Source organism: Rhizobium sp. NFR12 (assembly GCF_900108545.1).
Lineage (GTDB): Bacteria > Pseudomonadota > Alphaproteobacteria > Rhizobiales > Rhizobiaceae > Neorhizobium > Neorhizobium soli.
This window is the reverse complement of sequence record NZ_FNWM01000003.1, coordinates 557,233-579,550: the sequence shown is the minus strand read 5'-3', so window position 1 is coordinate 579,550 and position 22,318 is coordinate 557,233. Positions and strand designations below refer to the sequence as shown.

Sequence of the window (22,318 nt, the reverse complement as noted above, 5' to 3'; positions counted from 1 at the left end):
TCTCCTTGGAATTGGCCCATAAAAAACGGCCTTTGGCGGTCTTTGCGCCGATCTCGTGGAGGGACTGAACCCGTGCTCGACCTCAATGATTTCCGTACCTTCGTCCAGGTCGTCGACAGCGGCGGCCTGACAGCTGCAAGCCGCAGCACAGGCGTTGCAAAGTCGACCCTCAGCCATCGGCTGCAGCAGCTTGAAGCTGCCCTCGGCGTCCGGCTGATCAATCGAACGTCACGGGTGCAGACGCTGACCGAAGCGGGCACTCTCTTCTATCGCCACGCGCTTGTTATGCTTCAAAACGCCGAGATCGCCGAGAACTCGGTGCGCCAGAGGCTGGAGGAGCCGACGGGGGTCATCAAGTTCACGACGGCAATCGCGACCTCGGTCTATGTCCTACGGCAGATCATACCGCAGTTCGCGATCGACCACCCGAAAATCCAGCTCGTCCAGCACACGGGCGACGAGCAGACGGACATCGTCGGCGGCGCTTTCGATCTCGCGATCCGGGCTCACGAGGGGCAGATGACCGATTCGGCACTGGTGCAGCGGACGCTCTCTCCGGCGCCCTGGTTCATTTTCGCAGCGCCGAGCTATATCGAGCGTCGTGGCGAACCGAAGACACCGGACGAGCTTTCAGAACATGACCTTCTGGCGATGCACCGTCCCGGGCAGGCAACGGTGTGGAAGCTCAGCCATCCCGTGATTGGCGACCGGGTGCTTTCCGTCCAGCCACGCATGGCGGGCAACGACCTGATCATGCTGAAACAGGCTGCGGCAGACGGCATCGGGATCGCGGCGCTTCCCGGTTACATCTGCCGGGAAGACGTGGCTGAGGGCAGATTGCAGAGGGTCATGCCGGAATGGCTGGCCGGCAAGGCGGAGATCACCGCCGTCCTGCCGTTCCGGGATTATGTGCTGCCATCGGTGCGTGCGTTTCTCGACTATCTCATCATCGAGCTGCCGAAAGTGGTCAATCCGGATTCTGATCCCGTTTGATCCGCCTTTTCGTCAGCATTCTCATTTGGAGCCTTTATGTTTGAACCTAAGCCGCTGCACTTCGTGACCCTTCTCGGAAGCCTGCGTCATAAATCCTACAATGCTGCAATCGCTCGCTCCCTGCCGTCTCTCGCCCCCGAGGGCGTGACCATCACGGCACTCGGCTCGGTCGGCACGTTCCCGCTTTATGACGAGGATGTGCAGGCGGCAGGGTTCCCTGCGGAGGTGACGGCGATGGGTGAGGCGATCCGTCTCGCCGACGGCGTAATCATCGTCACGCCCGAGTACAACTACTCGGTCCCGGGTGGCATCAAGAACGCCCTGGACTGGCTTTCGCGCCTGCCGAACCAGCCGTTTTCCGGCAAGCCGGTGGCCATCCAAACGGCGTCAGCCGGTATGCTCGGCGGCGCCCGGGCTCAGTACCATCTCCGACAGATCCTCGTTTATCTGGATGCCGCCGTTCTCAACAAGCCGGAGGTCATGATCGGGCATGTCGCGGCCAAGGTGCACAGCGAAACGCTGGAACTGACCGACGCCGAAACCCGTCACTTCCTGGAAAAACAGGTTTCGGCCTTCGTGCACTTTGCGCAAAGGTACCGAGTCTCAGGCTGAACGCCGCCTGCAACGCGTGCGGATAACCGACGGACCAGGCGCCTTTTGGCTCAGTAGGTCGGAACCCGCATTTTCGTCGCCTTGTCCTCCGGCGGATACGGAAAGGCCGCCTCGGCAACCGTCGCTTTGAGAAACGACCTTTTGCTCAGGCCGAGAGGCGTGGCTTCACCTCGCGGCCGAGCATTTCGATCGACCGCAGCATCGCCGGCTGGTCGCTCGCCGCGGAGCTCATCTGGAACGTCAGCCGGTCGATGCCGCCGAGGTCTTCGGACGTCTGCCGGATCTTTGCCGCCACCGTATCGGGATCACCGACGAGGAACGCGCCGCCGGGCCGAACCAGGTTGTCGAACTGCGCGCGCGTCGACGGTGCCCAGCCACGCTCGAGGCCGATCTTGGTGAACATCGCCTGCCAGCCGGGGAAGAAGCGATCCTCCGCCTCGCGGTCCGTCTCGGCCACGAAGCCGAGCGCATGAATGCCGACGCGCAGTGCTTCGGGCGCGTGCCCGGCGCGTGCTCCGGCCTCCCGGTAGAGATTGACCAGCGATCGAAACCGCCGGAATTCCCCGCCAATGATCGCCACCATCAGCGGAAGACCGAGGATTCCGGCACGGGCGAAGGATTGCGGCGTGCCGCCAACCCCGAGCCATATGGGCATCTTCGGCTGGGCAGGACGTGGGTAGACACCCTGGCCGTCGAGTGGCGCCCGAAACCGGCCGGACCATGTCACATTGGTCTCGTCGCGCAGGGCAAGCAGCAGTTCCAGCTTTTCCTCCGACAGGGCATCGTAGTCGTTGAGGTCGAGACCGAACAGCGGATAGGCCTCGATCGAGGATCCCCGACCGACGACGATTTCAGCCCGTCCCCGCGAGATGAGGTCCAGCGTCGCGAACTCCTGGAAGACGCGGACGGGATCTGCGGCGCCAAGCACCGTTACCGCGCTGGTCAGCCGGATCGACTTCGTCCGCGCGGCGGCGGCGGCAAGGATGACGGCCGGTGCGCTGTCGAGATAGTCGCCGCGGTGGTGCTCCCCAATGCCGAATACGTCTAGGCCGGACGTATCGGCCATCTCGATCTCGTCGAGCAGGAAACCCATGCGATCCATGGCGCTGACACCCTTGACGGTTGCCGCAAAACTGTCAATTCCGATTTCCAAAACCATAGTTCCTTCATTTGCAGTCGATCGCCGGTGATGCGCTCGTTTTAAGTCATGGGCTCCGGCATCAGAAGGGACACGAGCAGGACGCTAAGTCCAGCACGTTGGACAGAGGTAAACGCCGCAAGCGCCATGTCAGAGGGATTTCGCGGCTGTCGCCGATAGCTCTTCCAGATCGAGGTCCCGCTCCAGGTCATGCAGCGTTTCGTCACTGATCTGGTGGGCGCGATGAAGGCGCACGAGTTCGGCCCGGCCGGCCCTTACCGCCTCGAGGACGAGGTCGTAGTGGGCCGTGATCTCGTCTACGAAAGTGTCTTCATCGTCCGCGTTCTGGAATGCCTGGTCGGCGCGCCGCTGGAAGCCCTCGAGCAATCGCGGGTGGGCAAGCGTTCCGTCGTCGGTACAGGCCTGCGACCGGACGGCGACGAGCTGGGCTGCTGCGACCGCCGCTTCCGCCTGTGCAAGGCTCAATGCCGGGCGCACGCCCCGATCAGACAGGTTCGCCGCGCGGATAACCAGCCCAAGCGTCGTCCCCTGGAGAAGAACAGTGACGAGAATGGCGGCGAAAGCTGCGACCAGCATGAGGTCGCGACCTGGCATTGTTTCGGGGACGGTCAGGGCAACAGCGAGGGTGACCACGCCACGCATGCCCGCCCAACTCATCACCGTCGCGGCCCTCGGGCCAAGCGGGTCGTCGATGGGAAATCCGATCCGGTTGAGCAGCGCAAGAACGGCGTCACAGCCGAAGATCCAGACGAAACGCGCCAGCGTCATCGCGACGATCACGCCCACGACCGGAACCGCCATGGTGGCAAGGACAGTCTCGAATCCCCCGACGCGTTCCAGCACGCCACGCAGCGAAAGACCGATGAGGATGAAGATCATGGCCTCCATCAGGAACACCATGACGTGCCAGAAGGCGCCGGCGCGGATGCGAACGCTCGCGGTAAAGACGACGTGCTGGTACCAGCCGAAAACCAGGCCCGCGGTGACTGTGGAGATGACGCCCGAGACGTGGACCGCTTCGCCAGCCAGATAGGCGGCCCAGCCGAGGATCAGGGAGGCGAGGATCATCAGGGTCTCGTCGCCCAGCCGCCGGAGGAGGAAGGTCCAGGCCCCACCCACGACGGCGCCGACCACGACGCCGCCAATCGCCAGGAAGCCGAACTCGCGGCTCGCATCCACGGCATCAAAACTTCCCGTCAAGGCTGCCGCGACAGCGAAGCGGAAAAGCACCAAGCCGCTGGCGTCGTTCAGGAGGCTTTCACCCTCGAGAAGCGTTGTCAGCCTGCGGGGAAGCTTCACGCGCTGCAGAACCGCCCGTGCCGAGACGGCATCCGGTGGCGAAACAATGGCGCCAAGGGCGAAACAGGCGGCCCAGGGCAGCGCCGGGACCAGCCAGTGGACAACAAGTCCCACCACCAGGGTGGTGAAGACGACCGCGCCGATGGCCAGCGACAGAATGCCGGCGCTGTGGCGGCGGAAGGCGGCAAGCGCGGTATAATAGGCCCCGTCCATCAGGAGCGGCGGCAGGAAAAGCACGAGAACCAGCTCGGGATCCAGCTCGATCACCGGCAGTCCGGGAAGGAAGGCCAGGGCCCCGCCGCCGACGAGAAGGGCGACAGAAGGCGGAAGCTTGGCGCGTTCGGCAAACCAGTGCAGGGCGAGGATCGCGAGAAGCAGGGTGAAAACCAGTTCGAACGTTTCGGCCGGATGCATCTCTCTCTCCCCAAGGTGCCAATCTCTCTGATGGCGGCATACCTCCAGAGTATAGGGCCAGTCGCCCAAAATTTACGGTGTCTAACAGATCAATGGATGTGCATTGCTGCTCCTGCACCCGTAGGTATTCGAACAGCTGCTTAAGGCAGTTACTCTGAGCATTTGCGACATAGCAAGAACGGCCGCCTGATCCCAACGCTGCTGATGAACCGACCATGTGGTTCGTCGCGGGCATGCAGACCAAAAGATAGGATGGGTCGCGATAGCGGGCCACACCTGATCAAGTTCGCGGTGCCTCAGGCGGGTTGGATGCCGGCTGACGTCCTGATCGATGGGCCGTCAGCCTTGTTGTGTGCAGTCGAGGGATCAGCGGGCGATGAAGCCGCCGTTGATGAAGAGGGTCTGCGCGGTGACCCAACTGCCGCCTGGGCTGACCAGGAACTCGATCAGCGGCGTGATCTCGTCGATTTCACCGAGCCGGTTCTGCGGGCTCATGCCGGAGAGGAAGGCCTTCGATTCCGCGCTTTCCACCGGGTAGAAGAAGGAGGTGTTGAGCGGGCCGGGTGCTACGGTGTTGACGGTGATGCCCCGGTGGCCGATCTCTTTGGCAAGCGCGCGCGTGAAGTGTTCGAGCGGCGCCTTGGAGCCCGCATAGATCGCGTATAGCCCGGTCGTTGCCGCCTGCAGCGTCGTGCCGATGTTGATGATACGGCCGTTGTCGGCGATCCTTTTTGCGGCTTCCTGCATGCAGAAGAACGCCGCCTTGCTGTTGATTGCGAAGCTCTGGTCGAAGTCGGCCTCGGTGATCTCGACAAATGGCTTCTTGACCACCTTGCCGACCGTGTTCACCACGATGTCGAGCTGGCCGAACGACTTGTCGACCGCGTCGAACAATCTCGCGACATCGGCGACCTGGGTCAGGTCGGCGCTGAACAGGAGGGGTTCGGCACCGTGATGCTTGATCTCGGCGGCAGTTTCTTCCGCTTCGCCGCGGGAGGCCTCGCCGTGATAGTGGACGGCCACGCCGCGGCAGCCGTTGCGCGCCAGCATGACGGCATAGGCCCGACCCTGGTTGCGCGTTGCACCCATCACCACTGCAACCTGGCCGTCGTTATTTTTGATCATGTCGCTGGTCGTCATTGTCTTTCTCCTTGTTGATGATCAAGGAATAGGCGACATGGAGGGGGTGCGGCTTTCAGGATACGCGCATCGTTGTTAGTAAATCCGCACGCTGGACGGGAAACAGCCATGTCAGATGCCATTCCGCCCGAAGCACCGCATGTCGCCACTGCCGACACGCCGGTGCCGAACTGGGGTCGGCTCGTCCGGTCCGATTTCGGGACGGCGGCGTGGAACCGGCGGAACGCAGGCGAGATCAGCCAGTCGATCCCCCATCATCTCGTGCTCTTGTCGTTCAAGCCCTTCAGCAACCGCGAGTCACGCCTTGGCGGGACGCGGATCCGCACCGCCTCGGCTGCGAGCGGATGCTGTGAAATCGTTCCGGCAGGCGCAGACTACTGGGCGCGCTGGCATGAGCCCAAGGAAGTGGCGGCATTCTCGCTGTCGCAGCCATGGCTTGACGGTCTCGCCCAGTCCGACCTCGACCTGCCGGCCGCAACCGTCGTCGCGGATGCCTTGCCGGTCGTCGACCGGCGTGTCGGGTTGATCGGTGGCATGCTGCGCGACGAACTGCGTTCAGGCACGCATGGCACGATGGCCGGCCTCGAGCTCGACTCGCTTCTCAACCTGCTTGGCATCCACCTCATCCGGCAATACGGCGTAGCCCGGCCCCAGAAGGATCTGGGTGGGCTGTCTGATCGGCAGTTCCGACAGGTGCGCGATCACATGCAGGCGCATCTCACACTGGGTGTCAGGCTCGAGGACCTGGCCTCGCTGGTCGGGCTTTCGTCGAGCCAGCTGCTTCGCTCGTTCAGGCGTCGAACGGGCACGAGCCCGCACCAGTACTTCACCCGACTTCGCCTCGACGAGGCCCGTGCACTGATTGTCAACGGACCGCTGCCACTGGCAGAGATCGCGCTTACCTGCGGCTTCTCCAGCCAAAGCCACCTGACGACCATCATGCGCCGGGAAGACGGCCTCACCCCCGGCGCGCTGCGGGTGTGATGAGGTCCGGATTATTGAGGTTTCCGACGGTCTCATGCTTTTCAATTCAGCCGGTGAACGGCCGAAGTTCGCGGCGCAGGTTCTAACGATCTCGGGCAAGCCAGCGGGACGATCGTGTTGATCGGCTCCAGCGCGGGCGACATCGGGACCAAAGGATATGGCGTTTACGGAGCCACAACGACTGATGTGCGCTCCTTCACCCGCACCTGGGCCAACGGGTTTGCTCCGAAAGGCATCCGTGTCAACGTCGTAAGCTGTGGCCCAAACGATACGGCCTTGATGGCCGCAGCCCCGCAAGAGGTCCGGGATGAGCTTCTCCGGTATGATCCCGCTAGGGCGCATGGGCCGGCCAGACGACGCTGCCCATGCCGTCCTACCGGGAGCGTGGATCAAGCGCGTCGCGCAGACCGTCGCCGAGCAGGTTGAACGACAGTACGGTCATGAAGATTGCCATGCCCGGCCATAGCGCCATCCAGGGAGCGTTGCTCATAAACCGTTGGGCAGAATTCAGCATGGAGCCCCAGGATGGTGCCGGCGGCTGTAAGCCGAGGCCGAGGAAGGACATGCTGGCTTCGGCGATAATCGCGGATGCGATCGTCAGGGTCGCCTGTACCATCAACTGGGGAAGAATATTCGGCAGGATATGGCGAACCGCGATCCGCCAACGTGGGTTGCCGACGGCACTTGCGGCTTCGATATACTCTTCGGCCCGGATCGAAAGAACCTGACCCCGGGTCAGTCGGATAAAGAGCGGCATGGCGGTGATGCCGATTGCGAGCATCGCATTCGTCAGGCTTGGACCGAGAAAGGCGGCCAGTGCGATTGCAAGGATCAGGAACGGACAGGCGAGCATGGCATCCGTAAACCGGCTGATAAAGCCATCGACCACGCCGCCGAGAAAACCTGCCGCAAGCCCGAGGGGCACGCCGATTGCCATCGCGATCCCGACCGAGGTGAGTCCTGCCAGCAACGAAGCGCGGGTGCCCCAGATGATGCGGGAAAGTATGTCGCGGCCAGCCTCGTCCGTGCCGAACAGATGCGCCATTGACGGTGCCTTGCGAACCGCCGTCCAGCTCTGGGATGCCGGATCGTAGGGTGCAAGCAGGGGGGCAAGAATGGCGACAAACACGACGAACATCACCACGAAAAGGCCGACGAGCGCGCTTTTGCGCTTCGACAGGCGTCGCCACAGGCGACCTTGGAAAAAGTTCGTGACGGAGCTGATCTTGGGGGAGACAGCAGGTTTGGTCGTTGCGATCGTTGGCACGGTCAGCCTCTCAGTCTCGGGTTAACAAGGATATACCCGATGTCGGCCAGCAGGTTGAGGGTGATGTAGAACAGCGAGGTGACAAGCACCACGCCTTGGACCACAGGATAATCGCGCGTGAAGACCGCATCGACGATCAGCTTCCCGAAGCCGGGGATCGTAAAGATCTGTTCCGTCAGCACGGCGCCGGATAGCAGGGCGCCGAACTCCAGCGCACCGAGCGTGATGATAGGCGTCAGCGCGTTACGCATTGCGTGCTTAAATACGACGACCCACTCGCTTAGACCTTTGGCCCGGGCGGTGCGGACATAGTCGCTTTCCAGCGCCTGCAGCATGGCGCCGCGGGTATGGCGCATGATGACGCCGGCGATCCCGGTGCCCAGAACGAAGGCGGGCATGATCGTCGTCATAAGGTTCATCTTCAGGTCTTCCCACGGGCTGACGAAGCCGGAGGCAGGAAGCCAGCCAAGGTACACCGAGAAGAACATGATCAGCATGATGCCAAGCCAGAAATTCGGAAGCGAGATGCCGGCCAGCGAGACGACATTGGTGGCGTAATCGACCGGAGTGTTCTGGCGCAGCGCCGAAATTACACCTCCGGTAATGCCAAACACCAAAGCAAGGACAATTCCCATCACGGCGAGCTGCAGTGTCACGGGCAGCTTCAGAAGGATAAGTTCGAGAACCGGGCGATTATGGCGCATGGATTGCCCAAGGTCACCGGTAAGGACGCCCTTCACCCAGTAGAGATATTGCACGAGCAAGGGCTGATCGAGATGATACTGGGCGCGGATTGCGGCAAGCGTCGCTTCATCCGGACTTTCTCCCGCAAGCACAAGCGCCGGGTCACCAGGAAGCAGATGCTGGAGCGAGAAGATGATCAGCGACAGCAAGACGATGGTCGGAATGAGCTGCAGCAGACGACGTGCAAGAAGCGAGGTCAAGGGTTTAGCCTCCGGTCACGGTTGAGGAGGGCGTGGTCGTCATCCGGGCTGCAGCCATCGCTTCGAAGGCTGCAAAAAGCTTTTCCAGCTTCGGATCGCGAGGTTCGCGGGTGATCTCGGCCGTATCGAGTTCGGGTAGCTCTCGCCAGAAGGCGCACGCATTCGCATGGCCGCTTGCCTCAACATCGAGCTCCATGCTGACCGCCCTGCATTCGGGTCGCGCGTGGGGACACCGCGTATGCAGCCTGCAACCTTGCGGAGGCGACATCGGGCTTGGCAGATCGCCATGCAGGCGCGCTTCCTTCGAACGCTGCTGGCTGGGCGGGGCGGCGACCGGAATGGCAGACAGCAACGCCCGGGTATAGGGATGGCGCGGGGTCGCGAAGATTTCGTCCGACGTCCCGATCTCGACGATCTTGCCGAGATACATGACCGCAACGCGGTCGGCGATGTGTTTCACGACGCTCAGATCGTGCGAAATAAAGATGAACGCCAGACCCAATCGGTTCTGCAGGCTCTTCAGAAGGTTCAGGACCTGCGCCTGGATCGACACGTCGAGGGCAGACACGGCCTCGTCGCAGATGATTGCCTTCGGTTCGGAGGCAAGCGCACGCGCAATCACCACGCGCTGACGCTGGCCGCCGGAGAATTCATGCGGATATCGGCTGGCCTGCTCTGGACGAAGGCCGACCATTTCGAGCAGTTCCGCAACCCGTCGAGCCCGCTCGTTTGGCGGCACGATATCGTGCAGCATCAGCGGTTCGCCGATTGTCTGGGCAATCGTCATGCGCGGATTGAGCGAAGCGTAAGGGTCCTGGAAGATCAACTGCACATGCCGCCGCTGCCGGCGCATCGCCGCATGGCTGATGTTGGTGATATCCTGACCATCGATCAGGACCTGACCGTCGGTCGGCTGGATGAGGCGCATCAACAACCGGCCGAGCGTCGACTTCCCGCAACCGGATTCGCCGACGATTGCCAGCGTCTCGCCGGGCATCAGGGACAACGACACGTCGTCGACAGCGCCGACGGACGCCAAGGGCCGGCCGAAGACGCTGCGTTTGACGACGAAGTTCTTGCCAAGGTGACGCGCCTCGATGATCGGCGTCTTGGCTTTCAAGAGGGCTTCACTCATGGGACGAGGTCCTGCAATGGCGCACGCCAGCAGCGGCTGAGGTGACCTGGGGATATTTCCATCAGGGTGGGCATCTCGGCGCATTTGTCGATGCTAAACGGACATCGCGCCCGAAACCGGCAGCCGGACGGTGGGTTGGCCATGTCCGGGACCGTGCCGGTGATGGCGACAAGCTGTTCTCGCTTCTCGTCCAGACGCGGCAACGATCCGAGAAGACCAACGGTGTAAGGATGCTGGGGAAAGGTGAAGAGGTCTTCGACCGAGCATTGCTCGACAACCTGACCGGCATACATGACGATCACGTCGTCGCAGGATTCCGCGACAACGCCAAGATCATGGGTGATGAGAACGATGGCAGTTCCGGTCTTCTGCCGCAGTTCCCCCATCAGTTCGAGGACCTGGGCCTGGATTGTCACGTCCAGCGCCGTCGTGGGTTCGTCGGCGATCAACAGTTCCGGCTCGCAGGCAAGCGCCATGGCAATCATCACGCGCTGGCGCATGCCACCGGAAAGATTGTGCGGATACTGGCGGTAACGCGTTTCCGGTGATGGGATACGAACCAGCTTCAGCATGGCGATGCCGCGCTCTGTCGCCTCTTTCTTCGAAATCTGTCGGTGACGCAGGATGACTTCGTTGATTTGCTCGCCGACCGTATAGGACGGATTGAGAGAGGTCATAGGCTCTTGGAAGATCATTCCCATCCGGTTGCCGCGCAGGCTGCGCATACCGCTCGTCGTTTCCTCGAGCAACTCGCGACCGGCGAAATTGATGCTGCCGGACACGCGTGCTGTGTGTTCGGGGAGGAGGCGCATGACGGCCAGGGAGGTCACGCTCTTGCCGCTGCCGGACTCGCCGACGATCGCGAGCGTGCGCCCTTTTCGAACGTCAAAACTCACGCCGTCGACGGCAGTGACGGTACGCGTGTCGTCTTCAAAGACGACACGCAGATCATCGACCCGCAGCACCAAGGCCGCGTGGTCGTCAGCCCGATCCGATCGGGCTGACTTGTCTTGGATGAGATCAGATGAGGTGCTCATTACAGCCTTAAGCCATCAATTCTTCCGGCTCACACCACTCAGGCGGATGATGCCATCCGGAGCGGGCGCAAGGCCGGTGATGTTGGAATTGTGCGCGAAGATCCACTGCGAATGATACATGTAGACGATCGGAAGGTCCTTCTGGAGGATCGCGATTGCCTTGCTGTATTCTGCCTTGCGGGTCTCGACGTCTCCCGATGCGCGGGCTTTCGCCAGGATCGCGTCGAGTTCCTCGTTGCAGTAATGCGCGTCATTGGTCGGAGCACCGCAGGACAGCATCGGCGTGATGTTGAGGTCTGGATCGACGCGTCCGCTCCAGCCGACGAGATGCGATTGGAACTTGCCCTGGCGAGCAACGTCGAGCAGTGTCATCAGCTCAGTCGGCTTGATCGAGACGTTAATTCCGACTTCGGCAACCATCGCTTGGATGAGCTGGGCAACCTGCTGACGTTCGGCATCGGTGGGCACTAGAAGTTCAAGATCGACGGATTCGACGCCGGCTTCCTGCATCTTCTTTTTGGCAGCGTCCAGATCCCGCTGCGGAATTGGGAAGTTCTTATCGTAGTACTGATTGGAAGGCGGGAACGGCTGGTTGCCGATGCTCGCCTGACCATCGAATACGACATCGCTGATGGCCTGGCGGTCGATTGCAAGGCTGAACGCCTCGCGGATTGCTGCCTTCTTGCCGGCATCGAGGTTAGCCCCCTCGCCACCAATGCTGAATGTCACGCCGTAATATCCAAGTCCGACGACCGGCTCCACGGCCAACGATGAATCCGCCTTCACGGCTTCGACTTCGGTGGCAGCGAGCCGTTCGATCAGATCGAGCTGGCCGGAACGAAGGTTGAGCAGCCGCACGTTGGAGTCGGGCATGCCGCGATAGACGAGTCGGTCGAAGTGGTATTTGTCGGCGTTGTAGTATTTTGGGAATTTCGCAAGGACAATGCGGTCCTGGATCACGCGTTCGGCGAAGGTGTAGGGGCCTGAACAGACCGGAGCATCGGTGAACTTCTCACCGAGCTTTTCAGCTGCAGTCGGGCTAACGATCATGCCCGCGCGGTCGCTGAGCGCTGCCAGCAGTGGTACCGATGGCTGTTTCAGGTTGATCTGGACGGTTGTCGGATCGACTACGTCGACGGTGCTGATGGAGCTGATTTCAGGTTTGCGGCGCGAGAACTTAGCATTGAGAGCCCGCTCGAGATTGTACTTGATTGCGGCAGCGTCGACCTTGGTTCCGTCGTGAAAGACGGCATCGTCGCGCAGTTTTAGCGTCAGCGTCTTGCTGTCGTCACCCCATTTCCAGCTGGCAGCCAGCATCGGGATGATCTCACCCTTCTCATCGATATCGACGATCTTGTCACACAGCGACTGAAGAACGTGGCGACCAACGAAGCTCCAGTTGGTTGCGGGGTCGAGCGTATCCGGATCGTCCTGAAGGCCAATATTGAGCGTCGATTGTGCGGCCGCTGGGGCAGCTGTCGCTTGAATGCCTGCGAGCGCCAGTGTGGCGGCCAGTGCGAGATAGTGTGGTTTCATCGCTATTCCCTCTCTTATTCGAAAAGTCTCATTCATCGGGCAACGGCGTAGCCCTGTACGCCCCGCGGATTGGCGCCGGCCTTTACGAGTTGAACGTCACCGTCCATTTCGCGGGCAACTGCCGACAGACGCCCTTCCGACCATGCGTCGCCCACTGTGATCTTGTGTCCGAGTGCTGCCAGATCCTCGCAGACCGTGTTGGAGAAGCGCGATTCAAGCGTCACCGCACCGAGGCTGATTTCTCGCGGCCAGAAGGAGCTCGGCAGGTGATCGGTATGGAATGACGGAGCATCGATCGCCTCCTGCAGGTTCATTCCCTTGTGCAAGTGGCGCAGCAGCATGATCAACTGCCACTGGTCCTGCTGATCTCCGCCCGGAGTTCCCAACGCCATGTAGGGCTTGCCATCGCGGAAGACGGTGGTGGGCGTTAAGGTCGTGCGGGGTCTTGTCGATGGCATCAGCGACGAGTTGAGACCCTCCTCCAACCAGAACATCTGGCCGCGGGTCGTGAGGCTGAAGCCGAGACCTGGAATGACGGGGCTCGATTGGAACCACCCGCCGGACGGCGTGGCAGAAACCATGTTGCCCCATCGGTCGATCGTGCTGACTTGCACGGTATCGCCGCGCTGAGCACCCTCGCGGGTCAGCGCCGGTTCGCCCTGCCGGTCATTGGGCAACGGCTGCTCGCGCGCGACCGTCGGCTCGCCGCCGCCGAGCCCCGGCTGCATAATTGTACCCACAGCGCGCAGGGGCGGCAGGTTGGGGTTGCGACCGTCAGGCGAGCCTGGACGCACCTCAAGAGATGCAGAGCGACCAATCAGAGCGCGACGGATGTCGGCGTAATCTGCAGACAGGAGTGTCGCCATCGGCACGTCGACGCTATCGCCGTACCAGGCCTCGCGATCGGACATGGCAAGCTTTGCGGTTTCAATAACGAGATGCACGAACTCTGCGCCCATCGGGTCAAGGTCCGCGATGTCGGTTCCCTTGAGGATCTGCAACATCTGCAAGAGGACCGGCCCTTGAGACCAAGGTCCGCATTTGAACACTTCACAATCGCCGTAAGTTACCGACACCGGCTTCTCGATCGATGGCGTATAGTCTGCCATGTCCTGCGCTGTGATCAGGCCCTTGTGTCGTCGGCCTGAGACATCCCATACTTCCTGCGTTTCGCAGAACTGCTCGATCTGTTCGGCAACCGGTCCGCGATACCAGAAATCCAGGGCGGCATTGATCCTCGCCTCGCGGCTGCCGGCCGATTTCGTCTGATCGAGGATCAGTTGGTACATGTCTGCAATGTGCGGGTTGCGAAAGAGCTTGCCCGACTGGGGCAGGGCACCGCCTGGCAGATAGACGGCGGCCGATGTTGGCCAGTGCGTCTGAAACAGCTCCTGCATCGATGCGATCGTGTTTGCGATGCGCGGCACCAGCGGGTGACCAGTCCTTGCATAGTAGATCGCCGGGGCAAGAACCTCCTCGAGTTCAGCCTGTCCGTAGTCCCGCAAAAGCGTCAGCCACGCGCCAAAAGCGCCCGGGATACAGGCTGCGAGAAGCCCTGTCCCGGGAATGATGTCCAGACCAAGTTCCTTGAAATACTGAATGGTCGCCTTCGCAGGAGATGGGCCCTGACCGGAAATGACAACCGGAGCATCGGCGCCCGCTGGGGTGACGATAATGGGAACTTCGCCGCCGGGGCCGTTCAGGTGCGGCTCCACCACCTGCAGTACGAAACCAGCTGCCACGGCCGCATCGAACGCCGTGTGCCCTTTTTCGAGAATAGACATACCAACGGTCGAAGCCAGCCAGTGCGTCGACGAAACTGCCCCAAAGGTGCCGCGCAGTTCCGGTCGGGTGGTAAATGTCATTTGCTTCACTCACTCCTCGTGTGAAGGCGGCAGCGGAGACAGGACCATTGTCTATCTCCACGCAAATTGCCTCCAACGTCCCTTTGGGATACAATCCCGTCCTCTGTGGACACATTGTATATTATTCGGGCGCATGGCAAGTCAGTTGTGTAATTTACTTTCGTCGCGATAGGATGGTGTGTGACCTTGTGGGGAAGGAAACCTATGCTGGATGGACGGACGCCACTGAAAAAAGCTCGTAGCGATGTTATCGCCGACCAGCTGGAAGAAGCTGTGATCACAGGGGAAATTGCTGCTGGATCGCGGCTCGACGAGAACTCTCTCGCGGTCCAGTTCCAGGTGTCTCGCACGCCCGTCCGTGAGGCTCTTCGCATCCTGTGCGGCCGGGGACTGGCCGAGCGGGAAGCATTCAAGGGCGTCATTGTCACCCAGATTTCCACGGAGCGCATCGACGAAATGTTCGAGGCCATGGCGGAACTGGAAGCGACATGCGGCAGGCTGTCGTCCCAGCGCATGACGATGCGCGAACGGGCTGAGCTGGAAGCCATGCATCGTGAGATGAACGGCCTCGCACAGGATGGAGACCACGTTGGCTACAACGCCGTCAACACGGAGTTTCACAGCCTGCTGTTTCAGGGTTGCCACAACAGGGATCTGATCAGTGCAGCGCAAACGCTGCGGTTGAAGCTTGCACCCTTCCGGAAATATCAGCTGAAGGACGTAGGGCGTCTGAAACGATCGTGTGACGAGCATCAGCAAATCGTTGACGCGGTTCTCGAGCAGGATGCGAAAGCCGCCGAAAACGCGCTGAGGCGGCATCTGGTCTCGGCCGCGCAAGAGGTTTTGGTCAGGCGTCAGCAGCAGAAGGTAAAGACCATCCAGGACAATGATCCGCTGGATAATAAGGAGGCTCATGATGACGCAGGATGATGAAAAACAGGCCATCCGCGACGTCATTGGCGTTATGCAACAAGCGTGGAATACCGGCAACTTTCATGGCTACATGGCTGGCTTTGCCAACCCGGATGTCGTCTTTGTTTCCCGCGGCCGCGTCCAGAAGGATTGGCAGGCGACGCTCGACCATTACATCAGCGATTATGGCGGGTCCGAGGGCTCGCAAGGTCTGCTGACCTTTTCCAATATCCGCATCGAAATTCTGTGCGACGACGCAGCCCAGCTCATCAGCAACTACCAGCTGATCCGCCCAGCGGGAAATCAGACGGGAGTGAACACGCGGCTGATGCGCAAGCGCGAAGGAAGGTGGCTGATCGCCCTCAACCACGTTTCGCAGATCGAGATGTAATATATGGCGTATGCTTGTTCGCTCAGTCGACTTGTTGTCGCGACCGATCTGACATCAAGGGATAACAGGCAAGCTTTGCTATTGCCGACTGGGTTGCTGATCGTCAGGCGCGCGCCCATGGTAGCCGTCGGATCTAAACCTATGCAGCGGGATGGCTGATGCGCGTTTTTCTTGTTCGCCACGGCGAATCCCTCGGTAACCTCGACGAACGGGCTTACAGCCAGTTTGGAGATCACAACGTACCGCTGACGCAGTGGGGACATCGCCAGGCCGCCGAAGCCGGGGCTGTGATCGCGGCCTATATGTCCGGCCTGACCGGGCGGGGGGTGCAAACGCTGCGCGTATGGTACTCACCGTTCCTGCGGACACGGCAAAGCAAGGACGCGCTCCTTGAAGCCTTGCCTGTCGAACGCATTGGCAAGGTGCGCGAGGACTATCTGTTGCGGGAGCAGGATTTCGGCCTCTTTACTGAAATCTATGACCACGCCGAGCGGAAGCAAAAGTTTCCCGACGAATTCGAGAAGTGGGCGAGACTGCGTAGCAACAGCGGTAAATTCTACGCCCGGCCGCCAGATGGTGAAAGCCGCGCCGATGTTGCACAGCGCATGCGGTTGTTCCTGCAGACGATCATGCACGAGGCCCGACACGGCCACGACAACGTGGTGATCGTCGGCCATGGTGTCACCAACCGAGCCTTCGAGATGAATTTTCTGCAGCATCCTGTCGACTGGTTCGAACGTTCGGACAATCCCGGGAATGCTGACATCACTCTGATCGAGGGAACGCGCGAAATGGGATACACCTCGACGCTGTTGCACCAGGCGACCGACCGTCAGCCTGGTCAGAACGATCTGCGACAGGCGTATGGCGCAGAGCTAACGATCAGGCCAGAGCCGGAGGCGTGAAATGCCTTGACCAAACTGGACCTCGTTTTTGCCGGCGATAGATATCAAGCTGAGTATGGGTATCCCGATAACACCCGCCGAATGACACTGCAGATCGATAACCGGGCTCGCTTGTCGGGTACCTCGAGCGATGGCTGGTTCCGTTCAACGTCCCGCAAATCAGCGATGGTGACGTACTGATGCCGGTGGCGGAGAAGACCAGCTGACAATCGACTAATCGCTATTTTGGGCACTTGCCTTTGATATCAATTGTCATCGATGAGATTCTAGGCACGGTAACCAAGCCTCAATACGTTTTCTCTATAAGGATCGGTATCGTCCTACCATTGAGCCTTGGCAGTTTTCCTGCAGCTCATTCAGCAAGATATCGAGGCCTACGTGAGGTTTTTTGGAAATTTGAAAATAAGGACGCGGGTCGTTCTCGTAGCGTCGATCCCGACCATTGCGTTGATCGCTGCTGTCGTACAGGACAATATGAAGCGCCTTGAGCAGGCTTCGGAAGCGCAATCTGTCGCCGAAATTTCTTCGATGGCGCCCGTTATTGGCTCAGCCATCCATGAAATCCAGAAGGAGCGCGGTGCTTCCGCTGGTTTCGTCGGTGCCAAGGGCCTCGGTGAGTTCGGGTCGCTCCTGGAGAAGCAGCGTCTCGCAGCGGATGCAGCACTCGCCAGTTTCAAGGCCTTGAACCTGACGACGAGCGAAGCTCCGGGTGGCCCTGAATTGCAGCAGCTTGCGCTCTCGGCCCAAGCCAAGCTCGACCAGCTCAAGACAATGCGTGACGAGGTTACGGCGTTAAAGGCAGGCGTGCCTGATATTGCGTCCTATTTCGAGGATACGATAGGTAGCCTCATCAAACTGATCGGATCCATGAGTTCGCTCACCAGCGACAGCACGATCTCAAACCGGATTGTTGCCTACTCGGCTCTTCTGCAGGGTAAGGAACGCGCTGGTCAGGAACGCATGATCGGCACTGCAGCATTCGCGGCCGGTAGTTTCTCGCCGGAAGGATATCAGCAGTTCGTGAAGTTTGGCGTCATGCAGAACGTCTACTTTGCGGATTTCAACAGCTATGCAGGCGCACCGCAGCGTGCCGCGCTTCAGACGGCCCTTGCGAGTGATGCCGGTCAGCTTGTCGAGAAGCAGCGCAGCGTCGCGCTGAAGGCTCCGTTCGGCGGACAGATGGGTGGAATTTCCGGTGAAGACTGGTATAAGGCTTCGACCAACCGCATCAACGCGCTGAAGACAGTGGAAGACCAGACCGGTCTGGAGCTAAAGGATTATGCGTCCGCTTCGGCTGCGGTTCAGCACAGGAATTTCCTGATTTCGGTCTTCACCTCGCTGGGCGTTCTGGCGGTCGTTGCTGTTCTCGCGACCATCGTCACCCGCTCCATCACCCGTCCCGTCACGCGGATCGTGCAGACGATGCGTGAGCTCGCGGCCGGCAACGCACAGGCTGAAATCGATGCCATTGCAGATCGAAGCGAAATCGGCGACATGGTCAAGTCTGTTGCCGTCTTCAAGCAGAACGCGCAGGACACCTTGCGCATGGAAGCGGAAGCGCAGGCTAACCGTTCGATGTCCGAACGTCAGCGCCTCGAGCAGCACGAGCGTCAGGCGGAAGAAGCAGCCGAAGTGCAGTTCGCAGTCGATACGCTCGCCGTTGGCCTCGGTGCCATGGCGAATGGCAAGCTGAACCATCGGATCGACCAGGCGTTTGCAGAACGCCTCGACAAGATCCGCGTCGACTTTAACGGTGCGATCGAGCGTCTCGAAGATGCGATCGTGGACGTCAGCGGCAACGCGCAGGCGATCTCGGCCGGTTCGAACCAGATCCGCTCCGCGGCTGACGACCTTGCAAGGCGCACCGAACAGCAGGCAGCATCTGTCGAGGAGACCGCAGCAGCCCTTGAGCAGATCACCACCACGGTTGCCGACACGACGCGTCGCGCAGAAGAAGCAGGTCGCCTGGTCAGTGAAACGCGCAAGAACGCCGAGCACTCGGGCCTCGTGGTGACAAACGCAATCAACGCAATGAATGCGATCGAAGCGTCATCCAACGAGATCTCCACCATCATCGGCGTCATCGACGAAATCGCGTTCCAGACCAATCTTCTGGCACTGAATGCGGGCGTGGAAGCGGCCCGGGCAGGTGACGCCGGCAAGGGCTTTGCAGTCGTCGCGCAGGAAGTTCGCGAACTTGCGCAACGGTCCGCAAGCGCCGCCAAGGACATCAAGAGCCTGATCGCCAAATCCGGTGAACATGTCAGAAGCGGCGTTTCCCTTGTCGGCGAAACGGGCGAGGCGCTTGGGCAGATCGTCGATCAGGTCAAGGCAATCAGCGTGAACGTCTTCTCGATCGTGGAAGCTTCGCGCGAACAGTCTACGGGTATCAAGGAAATCAACCATGCCGTCTCGTTGATGGATCAGGGGACGCAGCAGAATGCCGCTATGGTGGAAGAATCCACCGCAGCGAGCCATTCTCTCGCGAGAGAAGCCGAAACGCTCTTCCAGCTCGTTGGTATGTTCGAGACAGGATCAGTGGCAGGTGGCATTCACCACTCGCATCAATCCGGCGACGCTCCAGCTCCTTCGAACCGGTTGATGACCCGAGTGACCTCGTCCTTCTCCAGACGCGTGGCATAAGCTTCACGGCATCCCGGCTAACCTCCCAAAGCACACGCAGAGAGTGAACCGTAAAAGCCGCCGAAGAAATCCTTTCGGCGGCTTTTGTATGAGGCTGATCCGTGCTGGTTGGTGAAAAGAAGCTTCCAGCTGTCACGACATCTTTCGCTTGATCTGCAGCCGCCAAGACACCCCCACCAGCCACGTGCTCGTGTCATCGTGGCCGCGATGGACGAAGTGACAGTGAGAGACGCGTTCCTCAAACATCTTCTCATGCTCGCGCAAGATTTCGGCCAACGTCCCCAATCTTCAGCGAGATGCCGTCCCGTCGAAGGTTTCTCGCATCGCCTTGAGGATCACGACCGCGGAGGCAGCGCCCGGGTCGATATGGCCAAGCGAGCGTTCGCCCAGTCTTGCGGCGCGACCACGAAGCGCGATCATGGATTGCGTTGCTTTGGCGCCCAATTCTCCCGCTTCGCAGGCCGAGGACCAAATGTGTCCGGGTTCGCCGGATCTCGCCTCCGCCGCATCGGCTGCCGGCATCCAGGCATCGAGCATGGTCTTGTCTCCGCGCATTCCTTTGCCCCGCTGCTGAATGCCGGTTGTGATGGCTCTCAGCATCGCGACCTGGCCAGCGGCATCGAGAGGTCGATGTGCGTTCATACGATCGGATGCATGGAGAAAGCCGGTCGCATAGAGCGGGCCCGTGGATGCGCCTACCGCATCGAGAAACGTGGTCGCAGCAGCCGCCATGACTTCGGCGGCAGTCATGCTGTCGAGATCGCTCCGCGACAATTCACTCGCAACAGCGCTGAAGCCAAGCGACATCGTGATGCCGTGATCGGCGTCTCCGATCGCCTCATCAAGCTCGGTCAGGAAATCCTTCTCCTTGGCCATCGCATCGGAGATCTTGTTGAACATTCGGCTGAGTAAGCGCGCATCGTTTCCGTGCACCATTTCCCTCCAACTGTTGCACTGTGCCATTGAAAGCCCTGCCTTACCCTATTTTCAACGCCGCAGTGTCGCAGGGATGATGGAGCAGAGTAGTCAGATCGTCATCAAGATGAAGGATTGAGATCGAGGCGCCGACCATATCCAATGATGTGCAGTAGTGGCCAATCCAGTTTGCTTCGATCTCGATGCCCTTGGCCTTCAGCCTCTGCTCGACACGCCTGAACAGAATATAGAGCTCCATCAATGGCGTTGCACCGAAGGAGTTCACCAGCACGGCGACACGGCTGCCTGCGACCGCCCCCATCTCGTGAAATATGCGATCGATAATCTTGTCCGCAATCGCGTCGGCATTCTCGATCTTCTCGCGACTGACACCCCGTTCGCCATGGATGCCGATGCCGAACTCCATCTCGTCTTCCCCGATCTCGAAACTCGGACGGCGCGTCTGCGGCATAGAGCCGGCTTCGAGTGCGACACCCAGCGTGAATGTGCGGGAGTTGGCCTTGCGTGTCAGTGCTTCGCACGCGTCGAGCGAGTGACCGCGGTCGCAGGCTGCACCGGCGATCTTGAAGGTAAAGAAATTGCCGGCGACACCGCGTCGGCCGTCCCGGTCTTCCATGGAGGACGAGGCGACATCATCGGTGGTCAGGACCGTGCGCACCGCGATGCCCTCGGCCTCGGCCATTTCTGCCGCCATCTCAAAGTTCATGACGTCCCCGGCATAGTTGCCGTAGACGAAAAGCACACCGGCATCACCCGAAGCGGCCCGGGCGCAATGCAGGATCGGCATCGGCGGCGGGGAGGAAAAGACATTGCCGACGGCGACCGCATCCGCCAGCCCCTTTCCCACATAGCCGAGAAAGCAGGGTTCATGACCGGAGCCGCCGCCGATGACAAGACCGACCTTGCCGGGCCGCGGACCTTCCCTGGCAATCAACGCCCGGTTGGATTTTCCGGCGGGCATCAGATGTTTCTGATGCGCCCGCACGACGCCTTGCAGCATTTCCTCAACCACATGATCCGGATCATTGAGGAACTTCTTCACGCGATTGCGCGTCCGCGTCCCTGTCACTTGGGTAGACGGGCTTTCCGAGCGAGGGCGCTGCGCTAGCATCTGGTCGATCACGGTCACGCCGTCGGCATTCAGAATACCCCGTCCGGTCGCCGCATCGGTGATCAGCACGTTGACATAGCCGCCGCGCAGGGCAGCGAGGATCGCCGGCACCTTGTCGAATCCTCCGGCCGCAGCAACGCGGAGGCCGACCGATTTGAGCATGTCGAGTGACATGCCGATCAGGCGCTCGTCCAGCGGCCCTGCCACCGGACGCCCCTGGCCGTCGATGAAGCGGCCAGAGACGGCGCCGACGGCGCCCTTGGCGAGATAATCCTGCAGCGCCACGTCTTCGAAAAAGCCGCTTGTGTGAATGGTCGAATTCGGCCTCAGTGACGAGATGCCAAAAAGCGCCTTGTTGGCACGCGACAGCATGCCGAACTGATCGGCCACCAGCGGCTCTTCTAACAGAGCGTCACGCATCGTTCGAGACGAGAGGATGGCGGGGGCGGATATGTTGACGAGCCTGCCGCCAACGGCCCCGGCGACAGCCGCTGCGCAAAGCTCCGGCGTATAGGAAAAGCTTGCCCGTGTTCCGCCCGCCGCCTGAATGACCGTGACATCCTGCAATCCGGGAACATGGGCAGCTTCGCCGATCGCAAGCATTGTGCGCCCCCAGGAAACGGCGACCGTATCGCCCGACTTGATCAGACGCTGCAATGCCTGGCCGCCGGCAGCACCGATCCGTTCGATCAGCGATTTGCCGGTTTCTTCGCTGGGGACGACAAGACAGTCGACGAGCCCGAAATGCCGCTTGAGTTCGCGCGCGATGGTCAGTGACGCAAGCCGGGCGGGTTCGATGGCGATGTTGACGATGCCGCGCTCACGCGCCTCTGCGAGATAGTTGTTCACCGTGGCGCGCGACACACCCATCGTGGCAGCAATATCGCCTTGGGTAAGACCATCCTCGTAATAAAGCCAGCAGGCCCAGACGAGGGGGTCGTCGCCATATCTCAGAGACATGCCCTCGCGGGCGTGTTCGACATCGTTGGTGCCGATCATCGCATTGCCGGACTGCTGTGTCTTCACTGGTGTCAA

19 protein-coding genes are annotated in these 22,318 nt (G+C 60.7%); 8 read left to right on the top strand and 11 right to left on the bottom strand.

The features are described from left to right. The first annotated feature begins 72 nt into the window (after window positions 1–72). Both BLW69_RS16040 and BLW69_RS16035 read left to right on the top strand, forming a co-directional pair. Window positions 73–993 (top strand): LysR substrate-binding domain-containing protein, encoded by a 921-nt coding sequence (locus BLW69_RS16040; RefSeq protein ID WP_092663331.1) that lies wholly within the window; start codon window positions 73–75, stop codon window positions 991–993. Between the two features lie 36 nt (window positions 994–1,029). Continuing rightward, window positions 1,030–1,605 carry an NADPH-dependent FMN reductase gene (locus BLW69_RS16035; protein WP_092663329.1) on the top strand — a complete coding sequence of 192 codons (576 nt, stop codon included), beginning with the start codon at window positions 1,030–1,032 and terminating at the stop codon, window positions 1,603–1,605. A 145-nt stretch (window positions 1,606–1,750) separates the two neighbouring features. Here BLW69_RS16035 and BLW69_RS16030 read toward each other — a convergent pair whose 3' ends face one another. The 3 genes from BLW69_RS16030 to BLW69_RS16020 form a co-directional block, all read right to left on the bottom strand. Next, window positions 1,751–2,758: an Atu2307/SP_0267 family LLM class monooxygenase gene (locus tag BLW69_RS16030; RefSeq protein ID WP_092663498.1), complete on the bottom strand. Its 1,008-nt coding sequence runs from the start codon at window positions 2,756–2,758 to the stop codon at window positions 1,751–1,753. 135 nt (window positions 2,759–2,893) lie between these two features. Beyond that, window positions 2,894–4,477, bottom strand: a complete 1,584-nt coding sequence (locus BLW69_RS16025) for a Na+/H+ antiporter (protein WP_092663327.1) — start codon at window positions 4,475–4,477, stop codon at window positions 2,894–2,896. 366 nt (window positions 4,478–4,843) lie between these two features. Further along, complete coding sequence (locus BLW69_RS16020) at window positions 4,844–5,617, bottom strand: SDR family oxidoreductase (protein ID WP_210184922.1); 774 nt, start codon at window positions 5,615–5,617, stop codon at window positions 4,844–4,846. A gap of 108 nt (window positions 5,618–5,725) precedes the next feature. On the opposite strand from BLW69_RS16020, the gene BLW69_RS16015 reads away from it, so the two are divergent. Both BLW69_RS16015 and BLW69_RS16010 read left to right on the top strand, forming a co-directional pair. Beyond that, a complete protein-coding gene (locus tag BLW69_RS16015) occupies window positions 5,726–6,601 on the top strand; it encodes a helix-turn-helix domain-containing protein (RefSeq protein WP_092663325.1) in 876 nt (291 codons plus the stop codon). A gap of 114 nt (window positions 6,602–6,715) precedes the next feature. Then, entirely contained in the window at window positions 6,716–7,027 is a 312-nt protein-coding gene (locus BLW69_RS16010) for an SDR family oxidoreductase (protein ID WP_244508853.1), read from the top strand. On the opposite strand, the gene BLW69_RS16005 is transcribed toward BLW69_RS16010, so the two are convergent. The 6 genes from BLW69_RS16005 to BLW69_RS15980 are packed head-to-tail and all read right to left on the bottom strand — an operon-like array spanning window position 6,975 to window position 14,385. Continuing rightward, window positions 6,975–7,826 carry an ABC transporter permease gene (locus BLW69_RS16005; protein WP_244508868.1) on the bottom strand — a complete coding sequence of 284 codons (852 nt, stop codon included), beginning with the start codon at window positions 7,824–7,826 and terminating at the stop codon, window positions 6,975–6,977. The genes BLW69_RS16010 and BLW69_RS16005 overlap by 53 nt on opposite strands. Before the next feature lie 44 nt (window positions 7,827–7,870). Continuing rightward, the gene (locus BLW69_RS16000) at window positions 7,871–8,812 is read right to left on the bottom strand and encodes an ABC transporter permease (protein WP_062459249.1); all 942 of its coding nucleotides are present in this window, start codon (window positions 8,810–8,812) and stop codon (window positions 7,871–7,873) included. 4 nt (window positions 8,813–8,816) lie between these two features. Next, a complete protein-coding gene (locus tag BLW69_RS15995) occupies window positions 8,817–9,947 on the bottom strand; it encodes an ABC transporter ATP-binding protein (RefSeq protein ID WP_092663321.1) in 1,131 nt (376 codons plus the stop codon). Continuing rightward, window positions 9,944–10,984, bottom strand: a complete 1,041-nt coding sequence (locus tag BLW69_RS15990) for an ABC transporter ATP-binding protein (protein WP_082476361.1) — start codon at window positions 10,982–10,984, stop codon at window positions 9,944–9,946. The genes BLW69_RS15995 and BLW69_RS15990 overlap by 4 nt, the downstream gene beginning before the upstream one ends. Before the next feature lie 15 nt (window positions 10,985–10,999). After that, entirely contained in the window at window positions 11,000–12,520 is a 1,521-nt protein-coding gene (locus tag BLW69_RS15985; protein ID WP_092663319.1) for an ABC transporter substrate-binding protein, read from the bottom strand. A gap of 32 nt (window positions 12,521–12,552) precedes the next feature. Continuing rightward, window positions 12,553–14,385 carry a gamma-glutamyltransferase family protein gene (locus BLW69_RS15980; RefSeq protein WP_092663317.1) on the bottom strand — a complete coding sequence of 611 codons (1,833 nt, stop codon included), beginning with the start codon at window positions 14,383–14,385 and terminating at the stop codon, window positions 12,553–12,555. 204 nt (window positions 14,386–14,589) lie between these two features. Between BLW69_RS15980 and BLW69_RS15975 the strand changes: the two genes are divergently transcribed. The 4 genes from BLW69_RS15975 to BLW69_RS15960 all read left to right on the top strand — a co-directional run bounded on the left by BLW69_RS15975 (window position 14,590) and on the right by BLW69_RS15960 (window position 19,236). After that, the gene (locus BLW69_RS15975; protein WP_062459260.1) at window positions 14,590–15,315 is read left to right on the top strand and encodes a GntR family transcriptional regulator; all 726 of its coding nucleotides are present in this window, start codon (window positions 14,590–14,592) and stop codon (window positions 15,313–15,315) included. Continuing rightward, complete coding sequence (locus BLW69_RS15970; RefSeq protein ID WP_244508852.1) at window positions 15,302–15,688, top strand: SgcJ/EcaC family oxidoreductase; 387 nt, start codon at window positions 15,302–15,304, stop codon at window positions 15,686–15,688. The genes BLW69_RS15975 and BLW69_RS15970 overlap by 14 nt, the downstream gene beginning before the upstream one ends. Before the next feature lie 158 nt (window positions 15,689–15,846). Then, window positions 15,847–16,593: a histidine phosphatase family protein gene (locus BLW69_RS15965; protein WP_092663313.1), complete on the top strand. Its 747-nt coding sequence runs from the start codon at window positions 15,847–15,849 to the stop codon at window positions 16,591–16,593. Between the two features lie 528 nt (window positions 16,594–17,121). Then, window positions 17,122–19,236: a methyl-accepting chemotaxis protein gene (locus BLW69_RS15960; RefSeq protein ID WP_092663494.1), complete on the top strand. Its 2,115-nt coding sequence runs from the start codon at window positions 17,122–17,124 to the stop codon at window positions 19,234–19,236. 288 nt (window positions 19,237–19,524) lie between these two features. Here BLW69_RS15960 and dhaL read toward each other — a convergent pair whose 3' ends face one another. Beyond that, the gene (dhaL, locus tag BLW69_RS15955; protein WP_092663492.1) at window positions 19,525–20,169 is read right to left on the bottom strand and encodes a dihydroxyacetone kinase subunit DhaL; all 645 of its coding nucleotides are present in this window, start codon (window positions 20,167–20,169) and stop codon (window positions 19,525–19,527) included. Between the two features lie 43 nt (window positions 20,170–20,212). Continuing rightward, entirely contained in the window at window positions 20,213–22,282 is a 2,070-nt protein-coding gene (locus BLW69_RS15950; RefSeq protein WP_244508867.1) for a bifunctional sugar-binding transcriptional regulator/dihydroxyacetone kinase subunit DhaK, read from the bottom strand. Window positions 22,283–22,318: the final 36 nt, after the last annotated feature.